This window comes from Kitasatospora sp. NPDC051702, from assembly GCF_040681575.1.
Taxonomy (GTDB): Bacteria; Actinomycetota; Actinomycetes; order Streptomycetales; family Streptomycetaceae; genus Kitasatospora.
The window spans coordinates 76,173-90,685 of record NZ_JBFAZB010000019.1 but is presented as its reverse complement, the minus strand read 5'-3'; the positions used below and the strand labels follow the sequence as shown (position 1 = coordinate 90,685).

Genomic DNA, 14,513 nt, shown 5'->3' with positions numbered 1-14,513 from the left:
CTGATACCCGGTACCGGCACCGGTACCGCTTCGGTACGAGCGGTCGCCCTTGTCGGGGCGGCCGTGTGCGAGGGCCCTGTCACCTTGGTGGCGGGGCCCTCGCCGGTTGTTACGGGGTGCTCGGCGCGGCGCGGCAGGCACGGTGCGGGAGGGGCGGCGCGGCAGGCGCGGGAGGGGAGGGAGGAGGGGGAGCGGCGGCGCGGCAGGGGAGGAATGGGAGGGGCGGAGGCGGGCCGGGGCCGCTCTCCGGTCAGTGGTGGTCGCCGTTGCGGCCCGGGGGGAGGGAGAGCATCTGGCGGTGCCGTCCGCCGGCCGGCGCCGGAGCGGTGGCCACGCCGGAGGCCGTCCCCATCATCGGGGCGGGCGCGGGGGGCGGTGCCGGCACCGTGTGCGGGATCGGGCCGAGGTAGCCCGCGGCCACCCAGCCCTGGCCGTTGGTGAACTGGGGGGCGGGGGACGGGGCCGGGGCGGGGTCCGTGGCGGTGGCGGTCTGACCGAAGCCGTCGCTGGTGGGGGCGGCGGGCCCGGGGTGGGCGGGGCTGTGGCCGGTGTGGTGCGACGGGTGGTGGCCGGTGTGTCCCGCGGTGTGGCCCGTGTGTCCGGCAGGGACGGCCGTGTGGCCCGCGGTGTGTCCCGCGTGCCCCGTGTGTCCGGCAGGGCCGGTGTGTCCTGCGTGCCCGGAGTGTCCGGTGTGGTGGGCGGTGCCGTGGGCGAGGTGGTGGTGGGTGCCGTGGCCGGCGCCGTGGCCCGTGCTGTGCCCGGTGCCGTGGCCCGCGCTGTGTGCGGTGGTGTGTGCGGCCTGCTGGTTCGGCATGAACTGCGGGAGGCCGGCCGACTGACCCCCGTAGGTGTGGAAGGACTGCTGCTGCGGGTACGCGCCGCCCAGCCCCGAGTAGGCGTCGCGGACCGCGAAGCCGGTGAACTTCAGGTCCTCCTCGCCGGAGCGGTCACCCGGCAGTGCGCGGAACAGCCGCCGGTACTCGGAGTACAGCTCGTCGTAGATCGGCGTCGTCGAGTGGGGGTGCTCCGCGTCGTACGACGGGCGCATGCCCGGGATGGAGCGGGGGGCGGTGGTGGTCAGGCCGGGGGACGAGGAGACGTCGTAGCTGTACACACAGGGGCCAACGAGTGAGGGGGCGGGGGGATGCGGGGTGCCGGGGCCCGGCCGGAAGGCGGGTCGGCCTCGGGGGGAGGCCGCCTTCCGGCCGGGTGGCCGGGCGTGGCGCGGAGCGGTGGCGGGGCGTGGGTGCGGAGCGGTGGCGGGCGGGAGCGTTGCTGCCGTGGGGCCCGGCCGGTGCGGGGGCTCGGCTCGTGCGCCCCGGCGCCGACCAGGTGCGCCGAGGGGCGGGGCTCAGGTGCCGGCGAGCGGGAGGGAGGCGGCGACCACCTGGCCGAGCGCCACCGCCCGCTCGAGGGCCTGGCGGAGCAGGTCCTCGCGGGGCTGGCGGCCGACCATCCCCGCCGGGACGGCGTACATCGTCACCTCGGAGAGCTGGCTCGCCGCCAGCCGCCAGGCGTCGGTGACCTGGAGCGGCTGGTGGGCCTGCCACCAGCCGGTGCTGCCGCCGGCCGCCGCGGGCTGCAGGATCGCGTGCAGCTTGCCCATCGCCACCAGGACCGACCAGCCGGAGAGCTGGTCCGGGGTCTCGTCGAGGTCCGTGATGCGCTGGAAGCCGGCGTCCTGGAGCAGGTCGAGGAACTCGTCCTCGCCGGAGGTGCTGCCCGGACGGCCGACCGGCCCCGTCGGCTCGACCACCAGTGAGGCGTGCCCGACCTTGCCGTGCAGGACCAGCCCGCAGGTGATGCCGAGGATGGCGGCCTGGCCCGGCGCGGTCTGCTGCGCGGCGGGGGCGGGAGCCTGGGCGAAGGCGGGATCCGCGGCCGGGGCGCCGGTCTGCGCCTGGTGGATGCTGCGGACGGCGCCGACCAGCTGCTCCTCGGCCACCGGCACCACCTGGGACGGGATGCAGCGGGCGTGGGCGAAGGCGAGGACGGCCGTCTCCTCGCCCACGAACAGCACCGTGCTGGTGGGCTCCACGTGGGTGTCGCCGGGAGTGCGGCAGGAGGTGCACTCGTAGCTGTCCGGTGCGCGGTCGCCGCCGAGGAGGCGGTCCGCCTCGTCGTCGCCGATCTCGGACCGGACCTCGTCGCTGACGTCGAGCATGCGCGGCACAGGGTCTCCTCGGGTGGGTGCGGTTGGGGTCGGGGGCGGGTGACGGGGAGGTCGCCATGACCAACGGGCCCTTGTGTCAGGCGTCACGGGTGGCCGTCGAGGCTGACGGGAATTGCCTCGGATCCGACCGCGAGGAGTGTTCTCGTGGTCGCAATGTGTCGATGTCGGTGGCAGGCCTGCCGGATTGAAACGGTGAGGTGGGTCACGCGGCCTCGATGTTTGATCTACGAATTGACGGCCAAAGCGGACAATTCGGGCATGATTGCTTGGTCATTACCGCCGGTAACCCTTCGCTGAGCTGGGCAGACCGGTGGAGGTTTGGTTTCCCCGTCGACCGGCTCGTAGCTTCATTGGCGGCGCAACGAGCGCCACCCGGGTTCACCCCCGACGCCCTGCCCCTCCCCGGCCCCGCCGGGCGCGGCAGGTGTCCGCCGACGCGATCGCTCGAACAGGTCGCCCGGCGAGCGGCTGGGTGGCCAGGGCGGCAGCGGCACGTCCGACACGTGCACGGCCGTCCGACGGACGCGGCAAGCGAACGCGGCCCTCTCCAGGGTCTGGTTCCGCATGCCCGCCCGGGGCTGTCGAGAGGAACCCCATGACCTTCCGTAACGAGACCGCCGCTGCCACCACCACCGCCGCCACCAAGCGCAACCGCGTTCGGATGGCCGTCGTGGCGGGCGCCGCTGTCGCGGCCCTGCCGGTGGCCGGCCTCGTCACGGCCACCTCGGCCTCCGCCGCCTCCGTCTCCACCTGGGACGCCGTCGCCCAGTGCGAGAGCGGCGGCAACTGGGCCATCAACACCGGCAACGGCTTCTACGGCGGGCTGCAGTTCACCTCCAGCACCTGGGCCGCCTTCGGTGGCACCGCCTACGCCTCCCAGGCCAACCTGGCCACCAAGGCGCAGCAGATCTCCGTCGCCGAGAAGGTCCTCGCCTCGCAGGGCCCGGGCGCCTGGCCCGTGTGCTCCGTCAAGGCCGGCCTGACCAAGGGCGGCGCCCCCGCCGCCGTCGACACCTCCGCCGGTGCGACCGCCGCCAAGCCGGCCGCCCCGGCCGCCAAGCCGGCGCAGACCCCCGCCCCGGCCGCCAAGGCCGAGGTCGCCCCGAAGGCCGCCGCCCCGAAGGCCGCCGCCCCGAAGGCCGCCGCCCCCAAGGCCGACGCCCCGAAGAGCGACGCCCCGAAGGCCGCGCCGAAGAACGACGCCGCCAAGGGCGCCTGGACCGGCTCGAACGACGCCAAGCCGGCCAAGGGCGACAGCTACACCGTCAAGTCCGGTGACACCCTGAGCTCCATCGCCGCGGCGAAGGGCCTGGACTGGCACGACCTGTACAAGAACAACGCCAAGGTCATCGGTGGCAACCCCGACCTGATCCTCCCGGGCCAGGCCCTGAGCATCTGAGTCCGGTCACCCGGTCTCGGCGGTTCGTCCGGTGATGCGTCCCGGTGATGCGTTCCGGTGATGCGTTCCGGCGGCTCGTTCCGGTGACCTGATGGATGGCGGGCGTCTGACGCTCGTTCAAGGGCCTCCGGCCCGGCCACGCGCCGACACCACGGCCGCTCCTCCGCTGCGCGGGGGAGCGGCCGTCGGCGTTCCCGGCGTGTCGGGGAGGGGCGGGCGGCGGCGGGCCTATCGTCGGGCGCTATGCGGCATTCGCGTGACGGGGGTGGGGGCGGGGTGCCGGTCGTGCCGGCTGAGCCGGCCGCGCTTTCGGGCGGCGGTCCGGTGGTCGGTCCGGTGTTGGGTCGGTTCGTCGGTCGGCGTGTTGGTCCATTCGTCGTTCCGTTCGTCGTTCCGTTCGTGGTGCCGGCGCTGGTCCTGGCGCTGCTGACGGTTCCCGGCGGCTCGGCCGGTGCGGCGAACCGGGTCGCGGACCTGATCTGGGACGGGCTCGCCGACTGCGAGAGCGGCGGTGACTGGCAGGCGGACACCGGCAACGGCTACTACGGCGGCCTCCAGATCTGGCTGCCCACCTGGGTGGACGCCGACGGCCTGCGGTTCGCCGACCGGCCGGACCACGCGACGCGGCGCCAGCAGACGAGCGTCGCCGAGGAGATCCTCCGGCGGCAGGGCTGGGAGGCCTGGCCGAGCTGTGCGCGGGACCTCGGACTGATCGTCGACGCGACCGGGGGCGACTGACCGCCCTGGCGGGGCGGTTTCCCGGCCGTCGGGGGCTGTGCTCTCTTGCCGTCGGCCGGTCTCCGCCGACCGCTACCGGCTTCCGCCGACCGTGACTGATGCCGTGACCGTGACCGTGACCGTGGTCGGCGCGTGCGGGAGGATGGTGGGGTGATCCAGGGTGAGCTGTTCGGTGACCCTTCGGCGACCTCCGCCGCGCGCGGGCGCTCCGAGCCCGCCCCCGGCGCCGTCCTCCTCCCCGGCTGGCTCGACGCCGCGGCGAGGCTGCGCCTGGTCGCCGCCTGCCGGGAGTGGGCCCGCCCGCCGGCCGGCCTGCACACGGTCCGCATGCCGACCGGCGGGACGATGTCCGTACGGATGGTGAGCCTGGGCTGGCACTGGTACCCGTACGGCTACCGCGACGTCGCCGAGGACGGCGCGCCCGTCAAGCCCTTCCCGCCCGAGCTCGGCCGCCTCGCCCGTCAGGCCGTCGCCGACGCCTACGGCCCGGACCCCGCGGGCATCCCGGGCGCAGCCGGGTACGAGCCCGACACCGCGATCGTCAACCACTACCCGCACGGCGCGAAGATGGGCCTCCACCAGGACCGCGACGAGCGGGCCGACGCCCCCGTGGTCTCCCTCTCGCTCGGTGACACCTGCGTCTTCCGGCTCGGCAACACCGAGACCCGGACCCGCCCGTGGACGGACCTGGAGCTGCGCAGCGGGGACCTGCTGGTGTTCGGGGGTCCGGCCAGGTTCGCGTACCACGGCGTGGTGCGCACGCTGCCCGGGACGGCGGATCCGGAGCTGGGCCTGGTCGGGCGGCTCAACATCACGGTGCGGCAGTCGGGGCTGGCGCCGCGCACCCCCGGGGCCCCGTCCGGTTCCGGTTCAGGTACGGGTGCCGGTGCGGGTTCGCGCTCCGGTGCGGGTTCGCGCTCCGGCTCGGGGACGGGCTCCGGTTCGGGCGCGGGCTCCGGTTCGTCGTTCGAGGCCTCGTTCGAGTGAACCGGCCCCTCGGGCCCGCCGGGCGGGAATGACCCCGGTCGCCGGAGAATTCGAGTGGGTTGGAGAATTCGATCAGGACGGGCACCGGCAACCGGACGGAAGACCTCCGCCCCGGCCGAGGGCCCGGAGAGGAAACGCACCCATGGGTACCCCCGTTGACGACCTGGTCGACCTGCTCGACCTGGAGCAGATCGAACTGAACATCTTCCGCGGGCGCAGCCCCGAGGAGGCGCTGCAACGGACGTTCGGCGGCCAGGTCGCCGGACAGGCCCTGGTCGCGGCGGGGCGCACCGTGGACGGCGACCGCCCGGTCCACTCGCTGCACGCCTACTTCCTGCGCCCCGGCGTGCCCGGGGTCCCGATCGTCTACCAGGTCGACCGGATCCGCGACGGCCGCTCCTTCACCACCCGCCGGGTGCTCGCGATCCAGGGCGGCCGGTCGATCTTCGCCCTCACCGCCGACTTCCACCTCCCCGAGGCGGGCGGGATCGAGCACCAGCACCCGATACCGGACGTCCCCGCCCCCGAGGACCTGCCCAGCGCACTCGAGGAGGTCGGATCCAGGCTCGGTGAACTCCCCCCGTTCATCAGCCGCCGCCAGCCCTTCGACATCCGCTACGTCGACCGGCTGCGCTGGACCAAGGAGGAGCTGGCCGGCGTCGAGGCGCGCAGCGGCGTCTGGCTGCGCACCAACGGGCAGCTGCCCGACGACCCGCTGATCCACGTCTGCGCCCTCACCTACGCCAGCGACATGACCCTGCTGGACGCCGTTCGCGCCCCCGTCGAGCCGCTCTGGGGCACCCGGCACTTCGACATGGCCTCGCTCGACCACGCCATGTGGTTCCACCGCCCCTTCCGGACGGACGACTGGCTGCTCTACCAGCAGGAGTCCCCGATCGCGCACGGTGCGCGCGGGCTCGCTCGCGGGCAGATCTACGACCGGAGCGGGCAGCTCGTGGTGTCCGTGGTCCAGGAGGGGCTGTTCCGGCCGCTGAACGGCTGATCCGGCCCCTGTCCGGGTTCGGGGGCCTCCGGGGAGCGGGCGGCCTGCGGCGCCGGGGGCCCGGCCCGGTGTTGCCGCCGTGTTGCGGTTGTGGCGGGCCGGGATGAACCGTCCCGACGCGCGGCGTTGTGCTGGTTGACCGAGCTGGGCGGCCCGAACCGCGGGCCGTCCGAGGACCGAAGTGGGAGGGTTCACCGATGACGGCGACGGCCGCGGAGGACTGGAAGCACTGGAGCGACAACCGGGCTGCGGCCGTGAGCGCGCCGCACGGCCAGCTGGCGCTCACCGGCACGCACTGGCTGGAGCCCGAGCCCGCCCGGATCCCCGGTCTGCCCGGGCAGTGGTGGACCGACGCCGAGGGCGTCCGGCTCCGGGCGGAGGCGGCCGAGGGCATCACCGTCCACGGCGTCGACGGGCCGGTGGACGGCGAGGTACTGCTCCGCCCCGACACCGACCCGGCCGCCGACCGCGCCACCCTCGGTGACCTGCTGCTCGTCCCGATCGAGCGGGAGGGCGAGCTCGCCCTGCGGGTCTTCGACCCGGCCGCGCCGACCCGTACCGCCTTCGCGGGGATCTCCGCGTACCCCTACTCGCCCGAGTGGGCCGTCCCCGCAGTCTTCACCCCGTTCGAGGACACCGGCGACCAGTCCGTCCTCGTCCCCAACGCGGACGGGAAGGAACGGCCGCTCGCCGTCGCCGGGCAGATCGCCTTCACCGTGGCCGGCGAGCACCGCACGCTGACCGTCAGCGGCTCCGGCGACCGTCTCAGCGGCGTCATCGCCGACGCCACCAGCGGCATCGACACCTACCGGTTCCGCTTCATCACCCTGCCCGCCCCGGACGCGGACGGGCACACCGTCCTCGACCTCAACCGGGCCTACCTGCCGCCCTGCGCGTTCGCGGACCACTTCATCTGCCCCTTCCCGCCGCCGGGCAACCGGCTCGACTTCGCGGTCGAGGCCGGTGAGAAGCAGGTCCTGACCAGGTAGGACGGCCCGGAGCCGGGCCCCGGTGCGGGGCGCGCGGCGGGCGGGGCGCACGATGGGGGGTTGTGTCGACCAATCATCCTGCCAATTCAGCCCCGCCGTCCGACCCCGCCCCGGAACCGGGCGCCGCGCCGGTATCGGGCGCCGTCCCGGTGCCCGGGTCCTCCGCAGTGCCCACCGACGCACCGGTCCCCGATGCCGCCCTGCCGGCCGACCCCGCGCCCGGCCCCGAGTCCCGCCCCTGGTACCGGCGCGCCCTCGCCGACGTCAGCCCGCTGCGCGACCACGCCGACTACCGCCGGGTCTGGCTCGGCCAGGCCGTCTCCTCCATCGGCCAGCAGATGACGGCCGTCGCCGTCTCCGTCCAGGTCTACGACCAGACCGGTTCCGCCTTCGCCACCGGCCTGGTCGGCCTCTTCTCGCTCGTCCCGCTCGTCGCCTTCGGCCTCTACGGCGGCGCGATCGCCGACAGCGTCGACCGGCGCAGGCTCGGCCTGATCGGCTCGGCCGGGCTCGCCGCCGTCTCCGCCGTCCTCGCCGTCCAGGCCCTCGCCGGCCTCGGCCAGGTCGCCGTCCTCTACGCCGCGGTCGCCGCCCAGGCCGGCTTCTTCGCGCTCAGCTCGCCCGCCAGGTCCGCCATGATCCCCCGGCTGGTCCCCGCCCACCAGCTCCCCGCGGCCAATGCGCTGAACACCGTCAGCATGAACCTCGGCCTCACCGTCGGCCCCATGCTCGGCGGCGTCCTCATCGGCACCTACGGCGCCCAGGCCGCCTACCTCGTCGACACCGTCGCCTTCGCCGGCACCCTCTACGCGATGTGGCGCCTGCCCGCCATGCGCCCCCTCGGCGACCGCAAGGGCCGCGCCTCCGTCCTCGACGGCCTCCGCTTCCTGCGCGAGCAGCCCAACCTGCGCACCAGCTTCCTCGCCGACCTCGCCGCGATGATCTTCGGCATGCCGCGCGCCCTCTTCCCCGCCATCGCGGTCACCTTCTACGGCGGCGACGCCCGCACCGTCGGGCTCCTGGTCTCCGCCCCCGCCGTCGGCGCCCTGGCCGGCGCCCTCTTCTCCGGCTGGGTCGGCCGCATCAACCGCCAGGGCGCCGCCGTCCTCGCCTCCGTCGCCGCCTGGGGCCTCGCCATCGCCGCCTTCGGCGCGCTCCACAACCTCTGGCTCGGCCTCCTCCTGCTCGCCGTCGCCGGCTGCGCCGACACCGTCAGCATGATCTTCCGCAACACGATGATGCAGGTCGCCGCCCCCGACGAGATGCGCGGCCGCCTCCAGGGCATCTTCGTCGTCGTCGTCGCCGGCGGCCCCCGCCTCGGCGACTTCGAGTCCGGCGCCGTCGCCTCCCTCACCAACCCGGCCACCTCCGTCATCACCGGCGGCCTCGCCTGCGTCGCCGCCGTCCTCCTCCTCGCCGCCCGCCGCCCCGCCTTCCTCAAGTACGACGCCCGCCACCCCACCCCCTGACCCACCCACCCCGACCCGGCAGCGAGCACCCCTCCACGTGCTGTATTGTTTTCCACGTCGCCGGGACAACCGGGGACAAGGTCGAGAAGCCCACGGAAGAGCCCCCCAGGCTCCACCAACGGCAGCGAGACCACGGGACGTGGCGCAGCTTGGTAGCGCACTTGACTGGGGGTCAAGGGGTCGCAGGTTCAAATCCTGTCGTCCCGACTGTGAAGTCGGTTGTGAGAGACGGTACTTGGGAATCCAGGTGCCGTCTCTTTCTGTTGTTGAGTCAGCTGGTGGTCGCATGGTGGTCGCCGGGCCACATCGGCCAGGCTGCTGAGGGTTCTTCTGTTCGTGTCTGCTGGTGTGCGGGCAGTTGCCGGTGTGGGCGTGGGTTCTGGTGCCAGGGGCGACGGGCGCGGCAGGCGGGCCGGCCGAGGGCGGCGCGGTCGGCGTTGTTGAGGATCCAGGCGACGGCGTCGACGGCCGCGCGGGCGGCGAGGAGTGTCAGGTCCGTGTAGATGTTCGCGCTGGTGGACAGGGTGCGGTGACGCAGGGTCTTGGAGATGACGGGCAGGGGGACGCCGGCTGCGGTGGCGAAGCTGGCGGTGAGGTGGCGCAGGTCGTGGAGGGCGATGCGGGGGACGCCGGCCTTGTCGCAGAGCAGGTGGAAATGGTCGAGGACGTTCTTGGGGTGGAGAGGACGGCCGTGGCGGTGGAAGACGTAGCCGCCGGCGGGGGTGATCTGGCCGAACGCTCGTGTGCCGGCCCGGTCTTCGAGGGCGTCGACGACGCGGTCGGACAGGGCGACCCACGCCTTGCTGCCTTTGGTTTTCGGCGTGGTCAGCAGCATCTGGTTGTTGTCGACGACGGAAAGGGTGGCGCGGATGAAGAAGACGCGTTCGGGCAGGTGGACGTCGTCCCAGTGCAGGGCGAGTGCTTCGCCTTTGCGGATGCCGGAGCCGATCATGAGTTCGGCGAGGTCGGCGTAGAGCGGGTCGGTGACGTGGGTGAAGCGCAGGAAGCGCGCGGTCTGCTCCTCGGTCCACAGGCGCCTGGGGGCGGAGGCGGGGCGGGGCAGGAGCGGTGGCTTGGCTGGGTTGCGGGCCAGGCGCTCGTCGGTGACGGCGCTGCCAAGGGCGCTGGAGAGGGCGGCCAGGATCCGGTGGACGGTGACCCTGCCGCGGCCCCGGCGCAGCTGGTCGGTGACGAAGGCCCGCAGGTGCTGGCGGGTGAGGTCGACCAGGGGGGTCTGCCCGAGGGCGGGGATCAGGTCCTGCTCGACGTAGGCGCGGTAGCGGGCCATGGTGGTGGGCTTGAGCCGGAGCTCTTTCTCGTCGAGCCAGTCCCGCAGGTATTCGGCGGTGCGCTGCCTGGGGTCGGTGACGACGCACAGGGCCAGTCCCTCGTTGAAGCGCCGCAGCGCGATGCGGGCGTCGAGCTCGTCGGGGAAGCCGGCACGGCGGATGGTGCGGCGGTGGCCGTCGAGGGAGGGCGTGTCGACGGCGAAGACCCAGGTGCCGTGGTGCGGGTCGGCGGCAAGGCGGGGGCAGTTGGCGCCGAGCTGTCGGCGGTGGTCGTCGCGGCAGCCGCAGCGCCGGTAGACGCGTCCTCGGTCTTTGCCTGGGTTCGGTGAGCAGCGCATGGTGATCGCCTCGGAAGGTCGAGCGCGCGGGTTCTGCCTTCCATTCTGCTCCTCTGGGGCGACCACTGTGCGACCACGATCCCCGGAAAATGGCTATTGACCTGTGGGTCTCCCTTGGCTGGCGATAAGGGGAGATGAGCTGTAGGCCAGGCTCGGCCACGTTCGCGGCTCTTGGTTCTTGTGCTGCGCGGCCTCTTCGTCGTTCCGGTCTTCGGCGTCGTCGCTAAGGTCTTCGTCGATTCCTTGTACCAGCCCCGGACTTCGCACGTGGGGTTTCAGGTCTCCAGCCAGCGGGGTCGGGTTTCGTCGATGCTGAGGAGTTCGAGCAGGTGTGCTTGGACTCCTCGGTTGAGGACGACGGGTGGGCTGGTCGCGGTGCCGGGCCGGATCGTCAGGCCGGCCAGGTGGTAGAAGATCACGCGGCCGGTGGGGCGGACGGCGCGGTTGTCGGGGTAGAGGCCGAGCATGGTCTGCTCCGGGCCAAGAGCCTGGCGTACTTGGCTCGATGCCGAAGACCTCCTCCACCGTCATTCCCGGGCCCGATCGCCCACGCGGACCAGCGGCGCGGGTGCGGACAGCCGGTTGGCGACCATCACCTCGATCACCTGGCCGTGGGTGGGGTGGGCGACCTCGCGGATCGGGCACAGGTCGTCGACGATCCCGGCCACGTCTAGTCGGCGCAGAAAATGGCAGAGGCAGGCAGGGCGCCCAGACACCTCTCCACCGCAGGCGTCAACTCCACCGTCATCCGAGGACAGCCAGTCACATGGCGCCCGACTGGGTTGTACCTCAGCCTGCGGATCCGGATTGGCGGCCGTGGTCGCGGCCGTAGGCTTCGAATGTCTGCTTCGGTGTGCCGTGTGTGTGGAGGAAGCGTTCGTCGAGGATGGCGGCGAGATCTTCGAGGGCTGCTTTGAGTGCCGAACCGGAGTGCCGGACCTCCGGATGTGCGGAGGCCGCAGCTTCGTCGGCTTGTTCGACGACGTCGCCGATCTGGGCGGGCAGGGAGGTGCGGTCGTCGCCGTCGTAGAAGTAGTAGGACTCGGCGTACTGCATGAAGTCGACGGAGACAATGGCGACTTCCCTGGAGAGGCTGTCGAGCAGATTTGCCCCGGCAGTCGGCCAGCCCTGTCCTGTCGTGGGGTGGCTGCGGCGCAGGTGGCAAAGGCGCAGGGCCAGGGCGCGTCGGCGGGCGAGGGCCGGGTAGATGCCGAGGATCCAGGAGACGGTGGCGCTCAGGAGGGCGAACCCGACGAGGGCCTCGATGGGGGCGACGATGCGTAGCCATCCGGCGGTCGGCGCGATGTCCCCGAGGCCGAGGGTGGTGAGGTTGACGAGGGAGACGTACAGCGCGTCCACGAAGCCGGCGTGTTCGGCGGGCTCGAGGCCGGTGGAGTAGGTGAAGGACACCGGCATGTGCGGCCAGTAGACGAGTGCCCAGCCGATCGCTGCGGTGAACGCCCACAGGGCCACGACCGAGACCATGGCGAGCGGGCCCGCCAGCCCGGCCGCTCGGCGGTGCGTGCTGAGGTGCGAGGTCAGCCGCCATGCGGCTGTCATGATGAGTCTGCTGAGTCCGCCGTGGCGGGTGGGATGCCACAGTGTGTGGAACACGTCCCGCAGAACGAGGAGTACCACGAGCGCCCCCGACACGGTCACCAGCCAGTCCATACCGCTTCCTTTCGCCGCGTGTCAGACTCTCGCGCCGGGAGGCGTGACCGCTGGAGCCGCGCGCACGGACCCGTACCCCTCCACGCAGGTATTCCGTCCCGGCGACGACCACAGTCATGCACCCGGCGGGAGCGTCGGGCAGCTGTAGGCATGGGCTGCGCGACAGCGGCGGTTGCCTGGCGAGCACCGGGTAGGGCTGGTAGGTGGCCTGGGTGGCCCAAGCTGCCGCGACGGTGGCGCAGGCATGCTGGTTGTAGCGGCAGGATCGCGTAAATCGGCCGTTAGAGAGGCGGGCGCGGTGTGATGAATACGGCGGTTGTGCCAGACACGGCGGGCCTGCGGGTGCTGGTGGTGGAGGACGATCCGGTGATCGCGGACTCGCTCGTGCGCGGGCTGCGGCAGGTCGGCTACGCGGCGGACTGTGTCGGCACCGGCCGGGCAGCCTTGGCGCAGTCTCCGCCCGATGCGGTCCTGCTCGATCTGGGTCTGCCCGACATGGACGGCGTCGAGGTGTGCCGTCGGCTCAGGCAGCGCTCGGATGCGGCGATCATCGCCGTCACGGCCCGCGGTGAGGAGGCCGACCGGGTGCTGGCCCTGGACGAGGGCGCCGACGACTACCTGGTCAAACCGTTCGGCCTCGCCGAGCTGCTTGCCCGCCTGCGTGCGGTCCTGCGCCGCACTCACCCGGCCGATCACGAGCCGGTCCGGCACGGTCCGCTCGTCATCGACTCCCGCACCCGACGGGTCACCGTCGAGGGCCGCGAAGTCGCCCTGACGCCGAAGGAGTTCGACATTCTGGCCTGTCTCTCCTCCGATCCCGGGCGGGTGGTGACCCGCCAGCAGATCCTGGAGAGCGCCTGGGACGCCCACTGGTACGGGCCGACCAAGGTCGTCGACGTGCACGTCGCCGCGCTGCGCCGCAAGCTCGCGGTCCCGGGACTTATCGAGACGGCCTACGGGCGCGGGTTCCGGCTCGGCGAGGTGGCGTCACGGCCATGACCCGCCGGATCGCGTTGGCCCTGCTGACCCTGACGCTCGTCCTGCTGACGGCGGCGGCGGTGCCGCTCGGCCTGTCGATCACACAGCGTGAGCACGTGGCGTTCCGGGACAAGACGCAGGCCGGTGCCCGGGTGATCGCCTCCTCCGCCGAGGAGTACCTGTCGGACCACCTTCCCCCTGACGCGATGCGCGCGGACCTCGCCGCGGCTCAGCAGGCGGGCGACTGCGCAGCCGTCTACGACGCCGGCGGGCAACTGGTGGCCAGCACGCCCTGCACGGCCGCGCAGGGCCCGGAGGCCCGCGAGCTGGCCGCCGAGTCGCTCTCGGGCCGCGAGCCGGAGCCGCCCGAGGGCGAGGGCCGCCTGCTGGCCGCCGAACCGGTCGGGGACTTCCGCCAGCCGGGCGGCGCGGTCGTACTGGCAAGGTCCACCGCGCCGCTCGACACCCGGATCGCCGTCACGTGGGCATGGATCGCGCTGATCGGCGCAGGCGGCCTCGCCGCGTCGGCGCTGGTGTCGGTATGGCTGGCGCGGTGGGTGGGCCGCCCGCTGACGGCGCTGGACACCGCCGCGCAGCGCCTCGGCGAGGGCGAGCTGAGGGAGCGGGCCACCGTCGCGGGCGGCCCGCCGGAGGTACGCAGGCTCGCCGCCACCTTCAACACCATGGCCGCCCGCACCGAAGCGCTGATCCACGGCCACCAGGCCGTCGTCGCCGACGTCTCCCACCAGTTGCGCACACCCCTGACGGCCCTGCGCCTGCGGCTGGACCTGCTCGCCGCCGCCCCTGAAGGCGCCGCGCCGGAGCTGCTGGCCTCGGCGCAGGAGGAGGTCGCGCGGCTCTCCCGATTGGTGGACGGCCTGCTGGCGGTCGCGCGAGCCGAGCAGGCGGTGCCACGGCCGGTAGCGGTGCGGGTGGACGAGGTGGTGCAGGACCGGGCGGCAGCCTGGGAGCCGGTGGCCCTGGAACACGGCATCCATCTCGGGTCGCGGTGCCGTGCGCCCGGGCCGGTCGCACTCGGCGCCGGCCACCTGGAGCAGATCCTGGACAACCTGCTGGCCAACGCCCTCGACGCCGTCGCCGAGGGCGGCACGGTCACGATCGACAGCGACCCGGCCCAGGACACCGTACGAGTGCGGGTGGTCGACGACGGCCCCGGCATGAGTCCGGAGGCCAAGGCCGTCGCCTTCCACCGGTTCGGCAACCCGCAAGCCCGCGGCAGCGGGCTGGGCCTGGCCATCGTGCACCGGCTGGTCACCGCCAACGGCGGCACCGTCCGCCTGGAGGACACCCCCGGCGGCGGACTGACCGCCGTCCTCGACCTGCCACGGTGGCGGGAGCGGCGCAACACCCCGACGGGTGGGCCGACGGCCGGGCCCGAGACAAGCACCTCGCCGTGATCTTTACCAGATCTGAGCAACCCGTGAGCAGGACCTGGAAAGGCGTGCGCGCATCGTGGTG

Annotated in this window: 13 protein-coding genes, 1 tRNA gene and 1 pseudogene; 9 read left to right on the top strand and 6 right to left on the bottom strand. The window is 73.2% G+C overall.

All coding sequences use genetic code 11. The features are described 5' to 3' along the window. Positions 1–250 precede the first annotated feature (250 nt). Both AB0N04_RS18205 and AB0N04_RS18200 read right to left on the bottom strand, forming a co-directional pair. Entirely contained in the window at positions 251–1,114 is an 864-nt protein-coding gene (locus AB0N04_RS18205; protein ID WP_360210001.1) for a hypothetical protein, read from the bottom strand. A gap of 237 nt (positions 1,115–1,351) precedes the next feature. Continuing rightward, positions 1,352–2,173 (bottom strand): hypothetical protein, encoded by an 822-nt coding sequence (locus AB0N04_RS18200; protein ID WP_360209928.1) that lies wholly within the window; start codon positions 2,171–2,173, stop codon positions 1,352–1,354. Between the two features lie 595 nt (positions 2,174–2,768). Here AB0N04_RS18200 and AB0N04_RS18195 point away from each other — a divergent pair. From AB0N04_RS18195 to AB0N04_RS18165, 7 genes and pseudogenes are all read left to right on the top strand, one after another. Continuing rightward, positions 2,769–3,572, top strand: coding sequence for a transglycosylase family protein (locus tag AB0N04_RS18195; protein WP_360209926.1), 804 nt, complete (start codon positions 2,769–2,771; stop codon positions 3,570–3,572). A 399-nt stretch (positions 3,573–3,971) separates the two neighbouring features. Next, positions 3,972–4,310 (top strand): transglycosylase family protein, encoded by a 339-nt coding sequence (locus tag AB0N04_RS18190; protein WP_360209924.1) that lies wholly within the window; start codon positions 3,972–3,974, stop codon positions 4,308–4,310. Between the two features lie 165 nt (positions 4,311–4,475). Further along, positions 4,476–5,144 (top strand): annotated as a pseudogene (locus tag AB0N04_RS18185) (alpha-ketoglutarate-dependent dioxygenase AlkB); the annotation flags it as partial. 295 nt (positions 5,145–5,439) lie between these two features. Further along, on the top strand, positions 5,440–6,300 hold the full coding sequence (locus AB0N04_RS18180) for an acyl-CoA thioesterase II (RefSeq protein ID WP_360209922.1): 861 nt from the start codon (positions 5,440–5,442) through the stop codon (positions 6,298–6,300). A 197-nt stretch (positions 6,301–6,497) separates the two neighbouring features. Beyond that, the gene (locus AB0N04_RS18175; protein WP_360209920.1) at positions 6,498–7,289 is read left to right on the top strand and encodes a DUF1684 domain-containing protein; all 792 of its coding nucleotides are present in this window, start codon (positions 6,498–6,500) and stop codon (positions 7,287–7,289) included. 200 nt (positions 7,290–7,489) lie between these two features. Then, entirely contained in the window at positions 7,490–8,758 is a 1,269-nt protein-coding gene (locus AB0N04_RS18170) for an MFS transporter (RefSeq protein ID WP_360209989.1), read from the top strand. Between the two features lie 133 nt (positions 8,759–8,891). Continuing rightward, positions 8,892–8,965, top strand: a tRNA-Pro gene (locus tag AB0N04_RS18165). Positions 8,966–9,029: 64 nt separating this feature from the next. Here AB0N04_RS18165 and AB0N04_RS18160 read toward each other — a convergent pair. The 4 genes from AB0N04_RS18160 to AB0N04_RS18145 all read right to left on the bottom strand — a co-directional run bounded on the left by AB0N04_RS18160 (position 9,030) and on the right by AB0N04_RS18145 (position 12,056). Beyond that, positions 9,030–10,385 carry a site-specific integrase gene (locus tag AB0N04_RS18160; RefSeq protein WP_360209918.1) on the bottom strand — a complete coding sequence of 452 codons (1,356 nt, stop codon included), beginning with the start codon at positions 10,383–10,385 and terminating at the stop codon, positions 9,030–9,032. A gap of 275 nt (positions 10,386–10,660) precedes the next feature. Next, positions 10,661–10,852, bottom strand: a complete 192-nt coding sequence (locus tag AB0N04_RS18155; RefSeq protein ID WP_360209916.1) for a hypothetical protein — start codon at positions 10,850–10,852, stop codon at positions 10,661–10,663. A 60-nt stretch (positions 10,853–10,912) separates the two neighbouring features. Beyond that, a complete protein-coding gene (locus tag AB0N04_RS18150) occupies positions 10,913–11,053 on the bottom strand; it encodes a hypothetical protein (protein WP_360209914.1) in 141 nt (46 codons plus the stop codon). 121 nt (positions 11,054–11,174) lie between these two features. After that, complete coding sequence (locus tag AB0N04_RS18145; protein WP_363364736.1) at positions 11,175–12,056, bottom strand: potassium channel family protein; 882 nt, start codon at positions 12,054–12,056, stop codon at positions 11,175–11,177. Positions 12,057–12,359: 303 nt separating this feature from the next. On the opposite strand from AB0N04_RS18145, the gene AB0N04_RS18140 reads away from it, so the two are divergent. Further along, on the top strand, positions 12,360–13,055 hold the full coding sequence (locus AB0N04_RS18140; RefSeq protein WP_360209987.1) for a response regulator transcription factor: 696 nt from the start codon (positions 12,360–12,362) through the stop codon (positions 13,053–13,055). Then, the gene (locus tag AB0N04_RS18135; RefSeq protein ID WP_360209910.1) at positions 13,052–14,452 is read left to right on the top strand and encodes a HAMP domain-containing sensor histidine kinase; all 1,401 of its coding nucleotides are present in this window, start codon (positions 13,052–13,054) and stop codon (positions 14,450–14,452) included. Before AB0N04_RS18140 ends, AB0N04_RS18135 begins: the two co-directional genes overlap by 4 nt. The last annotated feature ends 61 nt before the right edge of the window (positions 14,453–14,513 follow it).

Coding starts and splice junctions, on each gene's coding strand:
- AB0N04_RS18160 (WP_360209918.1), bottom strand. CDS start 10,385: ATGCGCTGCTCACCGAACCCAGGCAAAGACCGAGGACGCGTCTACCGG.
- AB0N04_RS18140 (WP_360209987.1), top strand. CDS start 12,360: ATGAATACGGCGGTTGTGCCAGACACGGCGGGCCTGCGGGTGCTGGTG.
- AB0N04_RS18175 (WP_360209920.1), top strand. CDS start 6,498: ATGACGGCGACGGCCGCGGAGGACTGGAAGCACTGGAGCGACAACCGG.
- AB0N04_RS18155 (WP_360209916.1), bottom strand. CDS start 10,852: ATGCTCGGCCTCTACCCCGACAACCGCGCCGTCCGCCCCACCGGCCGC.
- AB0N04_RS18135 (WP_360209910.1), top strand. CDS start 13,052: ATGACCCGCCGGATCGCGTTGGCCCTGCTGACCCTGACGCTCGTCCTG.
- AB0N04_RS18145 (WP_363364736.1), bottom strand. CDS start 12,056: ATGGACTGGCTGGTGACCGTGTCGGGGGCGCTCGTGGTACTCCTCGTT.
- AB0N04_RS18180 (WP_360209922.1), top strand. CDS start 5,440: ATGGGTACCCCCGTTGACGACCTGGTCGACCTGCTCGACCTGGAGCAG.
- AB0N04_RS18195 (WP_360209926.1), top strand. CDS start 2,769: ATGACCTTCCGTAACGAGACCGCCGCTGCCACCACCACCGCCGCCACC.